Source organism: Conservatibacter flavescens (assembly GCF_002795425.1).
GTDB lineage: Bacteria > Pseudomonadota > Gammaproteobacteria > Enterobacterales > Pasteurellaceae > Conservatibacter > Conservatibacter flavescens.
In genome coordinates this window covers 14942-31005 of the sequence record NZ_PHHA01000028.1, presented here as the reverse complement: position 1 = coordinate 31005, position 16064 = coordinate 14942, and the positions used below count along the sequence as shown (strand labels likewise).

The 16064-nt window shown below is 40.4% G+C and carries 13 protein-coding genes; 10 read left to right on the top strand and 3 right to left on the bottom strand.

Annotation, left to right across the window (positions count from 1 at the left end; translation table 11 throughout):
* Positions 1–136: 136 nt before the first annotated feature.
* The 7 genes from galT to hcr all read left to right on the top strand — a co-directional run bounded on the left by galT (position 137) and on the right by hcr (position 9150).
* A complete protein-coding gene (galT, locus tag CVP05_RS10795) occupies positions 137–1183 on the top strand; it encodes a galactose-1-phosphate uridylyltransferase (protein WP_100289579.1) in 1047 nt (348 codons plus the stop codon).
* 78 nt (positions 1184–1261) lie between these two features.
* Positions 1262–2419 carry a galactokinase gene (galK, locus tag CVP05_RS10790; protein ID WP_100289578.1) on the top strand — a complete coding sequence of 386 codons (1158 nt, stop codon included), beginning with the start codon at positions 1262–1264 and terminating at the stop codon, positions 2417–2419.
* A complete protein-coding gene (galM, locus tag CVP05_RS10785) occupies positions 2413–3414 on the top strand; it encodes a galactose-1-epimerase (protein ID WP_100289577.1) in 1002 nt (333 codons plus the stop codon). The genes galK and galM overlap by 7 nt, the downstream gene beginning before the upstream one ends.
* A 145-nt stretch (positions 3415–3559) precedes the next feature.
* Positions 3560–4465 (top strand): CNNM family magnesium/cobalt transport protein CorC, encoded by a 906-nt coding sequence (gene corC, locus CVP05_RS10780; RefSeq protein ID WP_100289576.1) that lies wholly within the window; start codon positions 3560–3562, stop codon positions 4463–4465.
* Entirely contained in the window at positions 4465–6021 is a 1557-nt protein-coding gene (gene lnt, locus CVP05_RS10775) for an apolipoprotein N-acyltransferase (RefSeq protein WP_100289575.1), read from the top strand. The genes corC and lnt overlap by 1 nt, the downstream gene beginning before the upstream one ends.
* A 352-nt stretch (positions 6022–6373) precedes the next feature.
* Positions 6374–8026 carry a hydroxylamine reductase gene (gene hcp, locus CVP05_RS10770; protein WP_100289574.1) on the top strand — a complete coding sequence of 551 codons (1653 nt, stop codon included), beginning with the start codon at positions 6374–6376 and terminating at the stop codon, positions 8024–8026.
* Positions 8027–8112: 86 nt separating this feature from the next.
* Complete coding sequence (gene hcr / locus CVP05_RS10765; RefSeq protein WP_100289573.1) at positions 8113–9150, top strand: NADH oxidoreductase; 1038 nt, start codon at positions 8113–8115, stop codon at positions 9148–9150.
* Here the strand turns inward: hcr and CVP05_RS10760 are convergent.
* Complete coding sequence (locus tag CVP05_RS10760; protein WP_100289572.1) at positions 9147–9452, bottom strand: DciA family protein; 306 nt, start codon at positions 9450–9452, stop codon at positions 9147–9149. The genes hcr and CVP05_RS10760 overlap by 4 nt on opposite strands.
* A 101-nt stretch (positions 9453–9553) precedes the next feature.
* On the opposite strand from CVP05_RS10760, the gene secM reads away from it, so the two are divergent.
* Positions 9554–9868, top strand: a complete 315-nt coding sequence (gene secM, locus CVP05_RS10755) for a secA translation cis-regulator SecM (protein ID WP_100289571.1) — start codon at positions 9554–9556, stop codon at positions 9866–9868.
* A 62-nt stretch (positions 9869–9930) separates the two neighbouring features.
* Complete coding sequence (gene secA, locus CVP05_RS10750) at positions 9931–12633, top strand: preprotein translocase subunit SecA (RefSeq protein WP_100289570.1); 2703 nt, start codon at positions 9931–9933, stop codon at positions 12631–12633.
* 85 nt (positions 12634–12718) lie between these two features.
* Here the strand turns inward: secA and poxB are convergent, their stop codons facing one another.
* A complete protein-coding gene (gene poxB, locus CVP05_RS10745; RefSeq protein ID WP_100289569.1) occupies positions 12719–14455 on the bottom strand; it encodes a ubiquinone-dependent pyruvate dehydrogenase in 1737 nt (578 codons plus the stop codon).
* Between the two features lie 169 nt (positions 14456–14624).
* Here poxB and mutT point away from each other — a divergent pair, with 169 nt between their 5' ends.
* Complete coding sequence (gene mutT / locus CVP05_RS10740) at positions 14625–15023, top strand: 8-oxo-dGTP diphosphatase MutT (RefSeq protein WP_100289568.1); 399 nt, start codon at positions 14625–14627, stop codon at positions 15021–15023.
* Here mutT and holA read toward each other — a convergent pair.
* Positions 15020–16063 carry a DNA polymerase III subunit delta gene (holA, locus tag CVP05_RS10735; RefSeq protein WP_100289645.1) on the bottom strand — a complete coding sequence of 348 codons (1044 nt, stop codon included), beginning with the start codon at positions 16061–16063 and terminating at the stop codon, positions 15020–15022. The genes mutT and holA overlap by 4 nt on opposite strands.
* Position 16064: the final 1 nt, after the last annotated feature.

The following is a 16064-nucleotide window of genomic DNA, read 5'->3' as shown; positions in this document are numbered from 1 at the left end:
AACGGAAGCTAGTTCACAAAAATAATGTTATTTGTTGGAGGAAAATCTACTTTTGTGATCAAGTTAACAGATTATTAAGGAAAATATGGTATCTTAGAGGAAATATTTTGTAATCGTTTACATTTGTGAGGTTTATATGGAAAAGGCTCAATTTGAACCGACAGAACATCCACATCGACGCTATAATCCTTTAACAGACGAATGGGTACTTGTTTCACCTCATCGTGCAAAGCGTCCTTGGCAAGGGCAGCAAGAGAAAGTCGCAGAATCACATATGCCGACTTATGATGAGGGTTGCTACTTATGTCCGGGTAATCAACGGATTACAGGGGAACATAACCCAAATTATACACAACCTTTTGTTTTTAAAAACGATTTTTCTGCATTGATGACAGATACCCCGATCCCGCCGTTTACTAAAAATCCATTATTTCAGACCGCACTTGCTCAAGGGGAAAGCCGAGTGATATGTTTTTCACCGGATCATAGCAAAACGCTACCTTTATTAAGTGAATCAGAAATATTCGCCGTCATTAAAACATGGCAAGCCCAATTGCTTGAATTAGGACAAAAATATCAATGGGTACAGATTTTTGAAAATAAAGGTGAGGCGATGGGGTGTTCAAATCCCCATCCTCACGGACAAATTTGGGCAAATAGTTTCTTACCAAATGAAGTCGCAAAAGAGGATCGCACTCAGCAGCACTATTTTGCAGAGTATGGTTCGGTGATGTTGGTGGATTACGTTCAAAAAGAATTGGCACTCAAAGAACGTATTGTGGTAGAAACAGAACACTGGGTCGCCCTTGTGCCTTATTGGGCTGTTTGGCCATTTGAAACATTATTGTTACCAAAAGAACATGTAAAACGATTAACTGAACTCACAGAGACGCAGTCGCAGGATTTGGCGTTAATTTTGAAAAAATTAACGACACGTTATGATAATTTATTTGAAACCTCCTTCCCATATTCAATGGGCTTTCATGCTGCGCCATTTAATGAAAACAATAATGCTCATTGGCAATTACATGCCCATTTTTACCCTCCACTATTACGTTCTGCAACTGTGCGGAAATTTATGGTTGGCTATGAAATGTTGGGCGAAAGTCAACGGGATTTAACCGCAGAACAAGCGGCTGAACGGTTACGAGCATTGAGCGACATACATTATAAATATCGATAAACTTGATTTATTATTCAGCCAAAATTAATGGGAAACATTATCTGTTTTTCCGTACATTAGAGTATTAAGGAATATTTCATGACCCAAGTAGCAATAGCAAAAAAAGTATTTCAGCAGATTTTTCATTCAGAGCCAACGATCACGGTATATGCACCAGGGCGAGTGAATATTATTGGGGAACATACAGATTATAATGATGGTTTTGTCATGCCTTGTGCAATTAATTATGGAACGGCCATCAGTGGGAAAGCGCGTACAGACGGAATATTTAAAGTATATGCAGCAGATCTTGAATTGTTTGATGAATTTTCATTGTTAGCCCCTATTGTGCCTTCGTCAGAGGGAAAATGGACTGGCTATGTGCGTGGTGTGGTGAAATATATTCAGCAGCGTTGTCCTGAATTTACAACCGGTGCCGAATTAGTGATTAAAGGTGATGTGCCTTTATCCGCAGGCTTAAGCTCTTCTGCTTCATTGGAGGTGGCGGTAGGGAAATTTTGTCAACAATTGGCAAATTTACCATTAACGAATACTGATCTTGCCCTCATTGGCCAGCAAGCTGAAAATCAATTTGTGGGGGCAAATTGTGGCAATATGGATCAGTTGATCTCTGCGTTAGGACAAGCTGAGCATTTATTGATGATTGATTGTCGTAGCTTGGACACCATTGCAACACCGGTGCCATCTGATGTAGCGGTGATTATTGTGAACTCTAATGTAAAGCACGATCTCGTCGCGGGAGAATACAATACTAGACGTGCACAGTGTGAACGTGCCGCCGCTTTTTTTGGCGTAAAAGCTTTGCGTGATGTGAGTATTGCACAATTTAAAGAAAAAGAAGCCGAATTAATCGCGCTTGATAGAGATGTTGCCAAACGTGCACGCCATATTGTCACTGAAAATCAACGAGTGCTTGATGCTGTACAAGCGTTGCAAAGAGGCGATCTTGCCGGTTTAGGCGAATTAATGGGGCAATCTCACGACTCTATGCGAGATGACTTTGAAATTACGGTTCCAGAAGTGGATTATTTAGTGGAATTGGCTCAGGTGGCAATCGGTAAATCAGGGGGCGCTAGAATGACTGGAGGGGGCTTTGGAGGATGTATTGTCGCCTTAGCACCATTAGATAAAGTCGATGATGTTCGCGAGATTATTGCAAAAAATTATGAAAAACAAACGGGTTTAAAAGAAGATTTTTACGTTTGTGTCGCATCGCAAGGAGTGCAAGTATGCTAACGCCACAGATCATTCGTTTAACGAATAGTCATGGCATGGTGATAGAACTTATGGACTGGGGGGCAACTTGGTTGTCATGTCAGGTGCCTGTAAATGGTGAATTGCGTGAGGTTCTGTTAGGTTGCCGGCCACAAGACTATAGACATCAACAGGCTTATTTAGGGGCAACGATAGGTCGGTATGCAAACCGAATTGCAAATAGTCGATTTTTGTTAAATGGTAAATGGGTTGAGTTAACGCCCAATCAGGGGGAACATCAATTACACGGCGGCAATGGATTTGATAAACGCACTTGGCAAGTGGAAAAGTGCGGTCAAAATTTTGTAGAATTTTCGTTATTCTCACCTGATGGTGATCAAGGATTTGTGGGAAATGTTCAGGTTAAAGTGGTTTACCGTTTAACGGAAGATAATGGGGTAGAAGTCGAATTTGAAGCACAAAGTGATGAAGATACCCCACTTAATTTAACAAATCATGCTTATTTTAATCTAGAAAATGCGCAAACGGGTCGAGATGTACGCAATCATATTTTACAACTCCATGCGACGCAATATTTGCCAGTGGATTCAGCGGGTATACCGAATGCGCCATTAAAATCAGTGGAACAAACGACATTTGATTTTCGTCAAGGGAAAGTGATTTCACAAGATTTCTTACAAGATGAGCAAAAGCTTACTAAGGGCTATGATCATGCTTTTTTACTTGATCATCGCCCCGATTTTAGACAAGTTCCAGTCGCGCATTTAACAACCGGTTCTGGCGAATTAGGGTTGAAAATTTATACTTCTCAACCTGCGTTACAGGTGTATACCGGAAATTATTTAGGCGGTACGCCGACACGTGAGCAGGGTGTGTATGCGGATTACAGTGGTATCGCCCTTGAAACACAAGCTTTGCCGGATACTCCGAACCATCCAGAGTGGCGCCATTTAGGCGGGATAAGTAAAGCGAGAGAATGGTATCAACATTGGACTAAATTTGCCTTTGTGACATGATAGCCTATGTTGAAGCCGTGAGTATTTTCAGATAGATCTTTGAGGTAGGAGTAGCGGAAACGCGCGATATTCTTACCTTTTATTTTCATATAAAATATGATACCTTGCTTGTGTGTCAATCCGACATTTACTATTGAATATTTTTATGAGCGAAGAACAAGTAACGATTTCCACACAAACGGAAAACAATCAAAAGAAGAGTTTTTTTCAATCTTTATTCGGGCGCTTTTTTCAAGGCGAATTGAAAAATCGTAAAGATCTTGTAGAGGTGATTAGAGACTCTGAACAAAACGAGCTTATCGATCAAAACACCCGTGAAATGATTGAAGGTGTGATGGAAATTTCTGAATTACGTGTACGTGATATTATGATTCCTCGTTCACAAATTGTATTTATTCAATTAGGACAAGATCTCGATTCTTGCTTAGATGTCATTATTGAGTCTGCACATTCTCGCTTTCCTGTCGTGAGCAATGAACGAGATAATATCGAAGGATTGTTGCTTGCTAAAGACCTCTTAGGCTTTTTGCGTGCGAATGCTGAAGAGTTTCAACTTCAAGAATTATTACGACCAGCGGTAATTGTCCCTGAGAGTAAGCGCGTGGATCGTATGTTAAAAGAATTTCGTTCTGAGCGTTTCCACATGGCAATTGTTGTCGATGAATTTGGCGCTGTGTCAGGATTAGTGACCATTGAAGATATTCTTGAACAAATTGTCGGTGATATTGAAGATGAATTCGATGAAGAAGATATTGCGGATATCCGACAATTGTCTCGCCATAGTTATGCTGTACGCGCGTTGACTGATATTGAAGATTTTAATGCACAATTTAATACCCAGTTTGAAGATGAAGAAGCGGATACTATCGGTGGATTAGTCATGCAGGCATTTGGTTATTTACCAAATCGAGGGGAAGAAATTACATTAGAAAATATTCACTTTAAAGTCACTTCAGCCGATAGTCGCCGCATCATTCAATTACGTGTAACGGTGCCTGATGAACAGTTACCAGAAATGGAAAAAGAAGTTGAAACTGAGACACAAGATTAATGGGCAAAATTTTTTATTATTTGACCGCACTTTTTAGTGGTGGCATCGGTTTTCTTGCTTTTTCACCCTTTGACCTATGGGGTGTGGCTTATCTGTCTCTCATTGGATTGTTGATTGTGGTTAAAAATCCCCATAAAAAAACCGCACTTTGGGGGGCGTTTTTGTGGGGGCTAAGCTTTTTCTCAGTTGGGGTGAGCTGGTTAAACGTGAGTATTCACCAATTTGGTGGCGCGCCATTAATTGTGAGTTATTTATTGGTCGTTTTGTTATCGGCATACCTGGCACTCTATCCGGTTTTATTTGCTTATATTATCCAGCGTTTTCAGATTCAAAAACTTGCGATGTACCCCGTTGTTTGGACATTTACTGAATTCCTGCGCGGTTGGGTATTTACAGGATTTCCATGGTTGCAATTCGGTTATACGCAAATTGATAGCCCATTTGCAGGGCTTGCACCCTTTTTTGGCGTAACTGGGTTAACCTTTTTTGTGGTATGGAGCAGCGCGGTTATTCTAAATAGTTTATCGGCTATTTTTAAAGGGCCACGTTGGAATATTGTGATCGCAAATCTGTGTATGTTGTTGGTGGTTGGCAGTGTGAGTGTGTATGCAGGTAAACAACATTTTGTTAAAGAGGTACCTGAAAAAGCACTGACGATTACGCTGGCGCAAGGTAATATTGAACAAAATTTAAAATGGGATCCTGATTATTTACAACGTACTTTGGACATTTACTTTCAGCAGATAGCAGAACATTTAGGTCAGTCAGATGTCGTGATACTGCCGGAAGCCGCATTACCGACCCTAGAAAATCGTATTGCGCCATTATTACAAGATTTGCAACAAGCGGCGCAGGAAAAGGGGACGGAAATTATTATTGGTACGGTGTACCAAGATCAGACCATTGCACGGTTATTTAATTCTATTATTGTATTAGGTAACCAGGAAAAGCCTTATGGTGATGAGACAAAAAATCGTTATAACAAACATCATCTAGTACCATTTGGTGAATATGTCCCGCTAGAGAGCATTTTACGCCCGTTAGGAACTGTCTTTAATTTACCTATGTCAAACTTCCAACAAGGAGACATAGTGCAATCGCCATTATTCAGTAAAGAGCGTTATTTTACGCCTGCGATTTGTTACGAAATTATTTTCGGCTCACAATTACAAGAAAATATACAAAAACAAACGGATTTTATTTTGACGATTTCTAATGATGCATGGTTTGGTCATTCAATTGGACCATGGCAACATTTGCAAATGGCGAGAATGCGTGCGCTGGAATTAGGAAAACCGGTGATTCGGGCGACAAATACAGGCATTACAGCATTCATTGATGCCAAAGGCAAGATTATTGCCCAAGCGCCACAATTTGAACAAGTGACGTTAACCCAACGGGTTATGCCAACAACAGGGCGCACCCCATATGCGGTTTTTGGTAATCACTCTATTTATATTTTATCATTAATATTGACCCTATTTTGGGGGCTTGGAACATGGTTGAAAAGCCGAATGGTAGGGCGCAATCATATTAAAACAACAACATCTTCATAATTGAATTAAGAATAAATCTCATTAAAACAACGGTTTATGTTTGTACCTGTAATTGGGTAGGAAATTTTATCTAAATCAAAAAAGTATTAAATATCCGAGTAAACCGTTTTGTTCTCCTTTACTTTCCTCTTATTATCGTCACTGTTTTTTAATTTGTGACTTTGGCGAGAGATGATTTGTTATCTGAATATCGCCACATCTGTAGGTTTCGTAGACAAATTAAATAATATCATCTTTTAAATTCAATTTGATACCGCATTAAGTTCGTTTTTGGTCTCAAAATGCATTTATTTGATTATCAATAAAGATAACAGGATTTATTTGGAGTAGGTGTTTTTAAGGGGAATTAATTATGTATTGCATTCAATGTGAACAAACAATGCACGCACCAACGGGGAACGGCTGTAGTTATTCTCAAGGCATGTGTGGTAAAACAGCGGAAACTTCCGATTTACAAGATTTATTAGTGGCTTCATTGCAAAGCCTTTCGGCTTGGGCATTGCTTGCTCGTGATTATGCAATCATCGATCATGATGTAGATTCTTTTGCAGCGCGTGCATTTTTCTCCACATTAACTAACGTAAATTTTGATTCTGCGCGTATTGTCGGTTATGCACAAGAAGCCATTGCTTATCGTGATAGCTTAATTCAACGTATTCGCGAAAAGAATCCAAGTGCGGATTTAGATCACCCGCTAGCACATCTGCAATTAAAAGATGCGGATATTCATACTTTGGCGGAACAAGCAGTGGATTTTGCATTGAACAAAGACAAAGCAGAAATCGGTGAAGAAGCACACGGCTTACGTATGTTGGCGTTATACGGTTTAAAAGGTGCGGCTGCCTATATGGAACATGCGCATGTATTAGGCCAATACGACAATGAAGTATATCGTAAATACCACGAAATCATGGCTTATCTCGGCACCAATCCCAGCGATATTAATGCGCTTGTAGAATGCTCGATGAATGTCGGTAAAACCAATTTTGAAGTGATGGCTTTATTGGACAAAGGTGAAACGGAAGCCTATGGTAATCCGATTCCGACAACGGTTAATGTGAAACCGATTGCAGGTAAATGTATCTTAATTTCCGGTCATGATTTAAAAGACTTAAAAGCTCTTTTGGAACAAACGGAAGGTACCGGTATTAACATTTATACTCATGGCGAAATGCTGCCGGCACATGGCTATCCGGAATTAAAAAAACACAAACATCTAGTGGGTAACTATGGTTCAGGTTGGCAAAATCAACAAAAAGAATTTGCCCGTTTCCCAGGACCAATCATTATGACTTCTAACTGTTTGATCGACCCGAATGTAGGTGAATATGGCGATCGCATTTGGACGCGTAGCATTGTCGGTTGGCCGGGTGTGAAACATTTGGACGACGAGGATTTTTCTGCGGTTATTGAACAAGCTAAAACACTTGCCGGTTTCCCTTATGATGAGATTCCGCACAATATTACTGTGGGGTTCGGCCGTCAAACGTTATTGGATTCTTCTGATGCGGTGATTGATATGGTTGCTAAAGGCAAATTAAAACATGTATTTGTCGTGGGCGGTTGTGACGGCAGCCTGGAAGAGCGTAGCTACTATACAGAATTTACCCAAAAAGTACCAAAAGATAGCGTAGTGTTAACTTTAGGTTGTGGTAAATATCGTTTTAATAAATTAGATTTCGGTGATATTGACGGCTTCCCTCGTTTATTAGATGCCGGGCAATGTAACGATTCTTATTCTGCCATTATGCTAGCGGTAAATTTAGCCAACAAATTAGGTTGTGGCGTGAATGATTTACCGTTGACTTTAGTGCTTTCTTGGTTTGAACAAAAAGCGATTGTAGTATTGTTAACCTTATTAGCATTAGGCGTGAAAAACATTTACACCGGGCCGACCGCTCCGGCATTCTTAAATGATAATTTACTTGCGATCTTAAACGAAAAATTCGGCTTACGCACCACAGGTGATGCCGCTACGGATTTAGCGGCAGCGCTTGCTAAGTAATGTCTTAAAAGTGCGGTTGGTTTTTTGAAATTTTTGCCAAAAAGCACCGCACTTTTTCCTTTTTGAATTCTATTTGGAACAGTCATATGGCAAATCAAAACCCAATTTGTACCCATGAAATGATGGTACACAGCATTGTGCAAGAAACACCGGATGTCGTCACTGTTAATCTAATTGCGCACGATTTCTACCCTTACGAACCGGGCCAATATGCAATGCTGAGTATTAAAAATTCTTATAACATCGCTCGTGCTTATACTCTGTCTTCTACACCGGGTATGAGTGAGTTTGTTACCTTAACCGTACGCCATATCGAAAATGGTGTTGGTTCTACTTGGATCAACAAAGAGTTGAAAGTCGGTGATATTGTATGGCTTTCCGAGCCGATGGGGGATTTTACGTGTTCAAAAATTCATAGTGATAACTATTTGTTAGTGGGGGCGGGCAGTGGTGTCACACCGATCATGTCTATTGCGCGTTATTTATTGGCTCGCCGTCCGGAAATGCCATTAACGGTTATCTATAGCGTGCATTCACCAAAAGATGTAATCTTTAAAGATGAATGGCAACAATTGCGTAATACTTATCCGCAATTAAATTTAATCATTAATGCTTCCGTTAATGCTCTAGACGGTTTTGTTGCCGGTCGTATCTCAGAAGGAATGTTACGTCACTTTGTACCGGATTTAGCGGATAAAACCGTGTTAGTTTGTGGCCCTGAAAGTTATATTGAAACCTTGAAGGAAATCACGGACAACGCAGGTGTGCCGCAAGATAAATTCTTCGTTGAACAGTTCTTCGGTACGGCAGTGGAATCTGACATCGATCCCGATAAAAAAGTGACATTATCTATCAGCGGTGCGCAAGTACAGAAATTTGACGTGCCCGTGGGTATGACATTGCTAGCGGCAATGGAAGAGGCGAAACAACCGATTGTTGCGGCTTGCCGTAGCGGTATTTGTGGAACCTGTAAAACCGTAGTGCTTAACGGTCGTGGCGAATTAGAACAACTTGCAACGGGCCCACTCACCGCAGATGAAATCGCACAAGGCTATGTGCTCGCTTGTTCTTGTCGCATTAAAGGTAATGTGGAAATTAACGCGCCTCTAATTATCGCGGCTTAAAGAGAAAGGTCAGGGTTTATCCGAAGATTGAGCTGTTGGATCTTCGGATATTTTTGTTGAATCAAAGCTAATAATTCGGTTTGCTTAAATAAAAATCCTTGTCTTACTACCGCACTTTTGACTTCAATAACAAGATTTTCCTCGTTTATATTCGCAACTCGATATAAGCCATTAAATTGTGTTGGTAACAGCTGAGAAATTTGGTGATTGAGGTCAGCCAAAAAGAGGCTACGTTGCATAATTTTAGTCAAACTTGAGTTTTCCAATATTGTTTTAATATTCATCATTTTTTTATTACGCATTATCTGACCTTGATTTTCCTTGTTTCATCACCATATTGTTATGACATTGTAGCGGATTTTCGTTATAATATAAGAAATTTTTGATAGGATAATTTGAACTTATGGGTAACAAGAATAAACATAGTTTTTGGTCGCAGCTACTTTTAGGTATGCTGGCGATTTTTTTGTTGCCAACCAGTCAGAATGTTTCGATTCAAACTACAACCCAAGAAAGTAATTATCAGCGCACACAAGCTTTAGAACAAGCGCAGCATGATACAGTGTTTGCAGAACCTTCTGCTTTGACACCTCTTCAATCATCTGCCTTAGCTGAAGCCGAAATTTATCCTGAAATTACACCGCACTTTGCTCTTAATCGTTTCGCAATTGAAACACCTATCCGAGCAGGCCCTATATATTCTCTTTATTTTTCATAGTTTAGGTTTATTTCTCAGGAAATAAGCATTGTGTTTTATTTTATATTTAAAAAAGAGATATTATGTTTTCAGCTATTGCAAAAAAAATTTTTGGCAGTCGTAATGACCGTATTTTGCGCCGTTTAAATAAACGTGTTGCACAAATTAATAAATTAGAGCCTGAATTTGAGGCGTTAACCGATGAAGAATTAAAGGGAAAAACGGCAGAGTTTCGTAGTCGTTTGGAACAGGGAGAAAAACTGGAAGCTTTAATTCCTGAAGCTTTTGCGACAGTGCGTGAGGCAAGCAAGCGTGTATTAGGAATGCGTCCGTTTGATGTGCAGCTTATTGGTGGTATGGTGTTAAATGATCGTTGTATTGCAGAAATGCGCACGGGGGAGGGGAAAACCTTAACCGCAACGTTACCTTGTTATTTAAATGCCTTAACCGGAAAAGGGGTGCATGTGGTAACGGTCAATGATTATTTAGCCCGTCGAGATGCAGAAACTAATCGTCCACTATTTGAGTTTTTGGGTATGACAGTTGGTGTGAATGTACCCGGTATGGCGCCTCAAGAAAAACGTGATGCGTACGCTGCAGATATTACTTATGCAACAAATAGTGAACTCGGTTTTGATTATTTACGTGATAACTTGGCCCATTCACCATTAGAACGTTTCCAACGTCCATTACATTATGCTTTAGTTGATGAAGTGGATTCTATTCTTATTGATGAAGCGCGTACGCCATTGATTATTTCAGGCCAAGCAGAGGACAGTTCAGAACTGTATTTGGCGATTGATAAAATCATTCCACAACTGATTTTACAAGAGAAAGAAGACAGTGAGGAATATCAAGGAGATGGCGATTTTACTGTTGACTTAAAAAATAAACAAGCTTATTTAACTGAACGTGGTCAATTAAAAGTTGAACAACTTTTAACAGAACTTGGCTTGATGACAGAGGAAGATTCTTTGTACTCTCCGTCAAAAATTACGCTATTACACCATGTTTATGCGGCATTGAGAGCGCACGCGTTATTTGAACGTAATGTGGATTATATTGTAAAAGACGGTGAAGTCGTGATCGTTGATGAACATACTGGCCGTACAATGGCGGGTCGTCGTTGGTCTGATGGGTTACACCAAGCCATTGAAGCGAAAGAAGGGGTGAAAATCCAAAGTGAAAATCAAACCGTCGCTTCAATTACTTATCAAAATTATTTCCGTTTATATGAAAAATTGGCGGGAATGACGGGTACTGCGGATACTGAGGCTTTTGAGTTCCAACAAATTTATGGTTTGGAGACCGTAGTGATCCCAACAAATCGCCCGATGATTCGTGATGATCGTACGGACTTAATGTTTGAGACGGAAGCCTATAAATTTGATGCCATTATTGATGATATCAAAGATTGTGTTGCTCGCAATCAACCTGTGTTAGTGGGAACGGTATCAATTGAAAAATCTGAGCTATTATCTTTGGCACTCAATAAGGCAGGGATCAAACATAGCGTACTAAATGCGAAGTTCCATGCTCAAGAAGCAGAGATTGTCGCTAATGCGGGTTATCCGGGCGCGGTGACGATTGCGACCAATATGGCCGGTCGTGGTACGGATATTGTATTGGGCGGGAACTGGAAAGCTGAGATTGAAAAGTTAGAAAATCCAACAGAAGAGCAAATTGAAGCAATTAAAGCGGCATGGCAAGAACGCCATGACATTGTTATGGCGGCTGGCGGTTTGCACATTATTGGAACAGAACGCCATGAATCTCGTCGTATTGATAACCAGTTACGTGGTCGTTCAGGCCGTCAAGGTGATCCAGGTTCATCTCGTTTTTACTTATCATTAGAAGATGGCTTAATGCGCATTTATCTCAATGAAGGTAAATTAAATATGATGAAAAAAGCATTTACTGAAGCTGGCGAAGCAATGGAGTCGAAATTACTTGCAAAAGTTATCGCCTCAGCTCAAGCTAAAGTAGAGGCGCATCATTTTGATGGACGTAAGAACCTCTTACAATTTGATGATGTTGCCAATGATCAGCGTCATGCTATTTATGAACAACGTAATTATCTGTTGGATAACGAGGATATTTCTGAAACCATTGATGCTATCCGCACTGATGTATTTAATAGTGTCATTGATCAATATATTCCGCCACAATCGTTGGAAGAAATGTGGGATATTCCTGGTTTAGAGCAACGCTTGGGCACAGATTTTGCTCTTCATTTACCGCTACAGCAATGGCTAGAGGAAGATAATACTCTACATGAAGAAACCTTACGTGAGCGTATTTTAGAGACGGCAGTAACAGAATACAAACACAAGGAAGAACTTGTTGGGCCTGAAACAATGCGCAGCTTTGAAAAAGGCGTGATGTTGCAATTACTTGATGAATTATGGAAAGACCATTTATCGTCAATGGATCATTTGCGTAAGGGGATTCATTTACGCGGTTATGCACAAAAAGATCCGAAACAAGAGTATAAAAAAGAGTCCTTCCAAATGTTTACGGAAATGCTGGATGCATTGAAATTAGCAGTTGTCACCACGTTAAGCAAGGTTCAAGTTCGTAGCCAAGAAGAAGTAGAGGCGGCAGAACGTGCAAGACAAGAGGCTGCTCAGCGCGAGGCAGAACGTATTCAATTACATGCCAATGGTGAAGATCCAGAAGCGCCGGTACAGGAAAAGGCACAACGTAAAATCGGTCGTAATGAGCCTTGTCCGTGTGGTTCTGGTAAAAAGTATAAGCATTGTCACGGTAGCCGTGCGAGCGTGTAGTTAGAGGTTGCTGATAAAGAAAAGTGCGGTGCATTTTCAAAAACTTTTTGGAATAGCACCGCACTTTTTTATTGCTTATGATAAGTTAAATCCACTGTTCCCAGTTTGTTTTAACAAGCTCAACCACTTCATCACCACGACCATTCATAATCGCTTTTAGCATAAATAAACTAAACCCTTTAGCTTGAGCGAGTTCAATTTTAGGTGGCATGGCCAGTTGTTGCGTTGCAGTTTTCACGTCAATAATCACAGGACCATTGTGATTAAATGCTTCCGTTAATGCGGAATCGACATCTTCGGCATTTTCAACGTGAATGCCTTTAATGCCAATAGCATTTGCCATGTCTGCAAAGTTTGGATTAACCAAATTTGTTTGATTATCCAAATAGCCTGACGCTTTCATTTCCATAGCCACGAACCCTAAATCGCTATTATTAAAAATCACTACTTTAACAGGCAGATTGAGTTGTTTGAGGCTTAAAATATCTCCCATCATCATGGCAAAACCGCCATCACCAGAAAGGGTAATCACTTGGCGATTTGGGCAAGCCCCTTGAGCGCCTATGCCTTGCATCATGGCATTTGCCATAGAACCATGATTGAATGAACCTAATAAACGACGTTTACCATTCATTTTCAAATAACGAGCAGACCAAATGACAGGCGTGCCAACATCTGCGGTAAAAATCGCATCTTCGGCAGCAAGTGCGCTAATTCGGCTAGCAAGATATTGTGGGTGAATAGCGGTGCCTTTTGGTGTGATTTTAGCGAGAGAATCTAACTGTTCACGGGTTTTTACATAATGTTTTTGAGCTTTTTGGAGAAAATCTGCCGATTTTTCCTCTTTTAATAAAGGCAGTAAGGCATTGATGGTTTCTTTGACATCACCGACGATACCCTGAGTAAGCGGAACACGTTTACCGAGCGCAGTAGGGTTGCGATCGATTTGAATAACCTTTGCGCTTTCTGGATAAAACGGGCGATATGGGAAATCCGTGCCTAGCATTAACAAGGTATCACAATGTTGAATGGCGTGATAACCTGATGAAAAGCCGATTAAGCCAGTCATGCCCACATCATTAGGGTTATCCCATTCTAGATGTTCTTTACCGCGTAGCGCGTGTACAATAGGTGCTTGCAATTTTTGAGCTAATGCAACGACTTCATCATGAGCACCAGCGCAGCCACTACCCGCTAAAATTGTGATTGTTTTGGCATTATTTAAATGTTCTGCTAAGGTATTGAGTTCAGTGAAGTCAGGTAAAATTCTCGGTTGTTTTGGTGGTGTCCAACGTGGAATATCACTGATTTCCACCTCCATAACAGAAACATCACCAGGTAAGACAATGACCGCTACGCCATTTTGACCGACTGCGGTATTTAATGCTCTGAATAAGACTTCTGGCATTTGTTTTGGGTTGCTAATTAATTCGACAAAATCGCTACATTCACGGAACAGTTCTTGTGGATGTGTTTCTTGAAAATATCCTAGTCCAATTTCAGAAGAAGGAATATGCGAGGCGATAGCTAAAACAGGGACATGATTACGTTGACAATCAAAGAGGCCATTGATGAGATGTAAATTTCCCGGACCACAACTTCCCGCACAAACCGCAAGCTTTCCGGTAACAGCGGCTTCTGCACCTGCGGCAAATGCGGCAGTTTCTTCATGGCGAACATGCATCCACTCTATTCTGCCATCTCGGCGTAGGCTATCATTAATACCATTTAAGCTATCTCCGGTAATGCCCCAAATCCGCTCAATGCCAGCTTCGGCTAATATTTTGACTAAGAGATCTGCAATGGTGATTTTATGTGTCATATTATACCCCTTGTATATGGTTTTTTACTTCGACGATAAATTTCATTGGTTGAGCTTTTATGCTATTCCTTATAAAATCGTGAGTATAGGTTATATTAGTAAGAATGATATGTACAGCCATTAAACAAATCTTTATATTGATAAAAGTGGCACAGAATAGGGAGCTAAAATGCAAAAACCGTTGATACGTGTATCTGCAGGTATTATTCGTAATGAATTTAAACAAATCTATTTGACACAACGTTTAGAAGGACAGGATTTTGCACAATCTCTCGAATTTCCGGGCGGAAAAGTCGGGGAGCATGAATTACCGGAAGAGGCATTGAAGCGAGAACTGGAAGAGGAAGTGGGGATCCATGTGTTAAGCGCCTATCCTTATGAACATTTTTCTTTTGAATATCCAAACAAAATTATTGAATTTTATTTTTATTTAGTAGAAGAATGGGTTGGAGAGCCTTTTGGTCGAGAGGGGCAAGAAGGGTTTTGGGTGACACAGAGTGAATTGGATGCGGGACAATTTCCACCGGCCAATGGCATGTTAATTCAACGTTTACGCAGTGAATGCTAGAGAGCGCCTAGACAGATCTTTATGGAGAGTGCCTGTAATTTATCCCAGACATCGGCGCTAAAATCTTGCTTAATCGCACGTTCAATTTCGGCAAGCTGCTGAAAAGTGCGGTACAATTTTTCATAATTATAACGTTGTAGAAACGCGGTAAATAAAGGACGACGATTCTGCCACACTTTTAGTTGATCAAAATGGGTTTTGAGTTGGGTACTCGGTAATGGAGTATCTAACTGTACTTTGTGCTGGGGTTGTGCAATGTGCAGTAATACCATCAACTCACGTTGTAAAATGCGCAATAGTATAACCGGTTGTATATCTTCTTGTTGCAGACTTTTGAGTATGCGCTTTGCTCGCCCTTCTTTACCTTCCAGTAAGGCATCAACCCATTGATAAGGCGTGAATACGGAAGATTGTTCCACAACTTCTTTGACACGTGGATAGGTTAATTTGTTGTCAGGATAGAGGAGAGTTAACAGCTGTAAAGTTTGCTTTAGCGCTAATAAGTTATTTTCATAACTATAACAAAGGAGTTGTACGGCTTCTTGTTCTATGTCTAACCCCATCATATTGGCACGTTGTTTTATCCAGCGTGGATATTGCTCAAAAGTGGGGGCTTGACAATTGATCTGCACTAAATGTGGCTCGTAGTGGTTGGCAAGCTGGAACCACTCCTGTTTTTCATTGGTTTTGGCGAGCTTCTCAAATTGCAATATCAAGAGTATATCATCATGCAACAATCCCATTAACTCCGCGAGATTTTTATGTAAAAGTGCGGTTAAATTTTCAGGCAATGTTAGGATTAATACTTGACGGGAAAAAAATAAACCGACGGATTGGCAGCGCTCAAATAACGCGTTCCAATCGGTATTATGATCTATTGCGATTTCCAGTTTTTCATCAAAACCTTGTTGTAACGCCGTTTGCACAATCAAATCTTTACTCTCATTTAATAACAACGGTTCCTGCCCCACTAAATAATATATACGACTTAGTCGCTGATTTAGTGAGGTAGAAAGTTGTTCCGTAAAGATTTTCTGGATC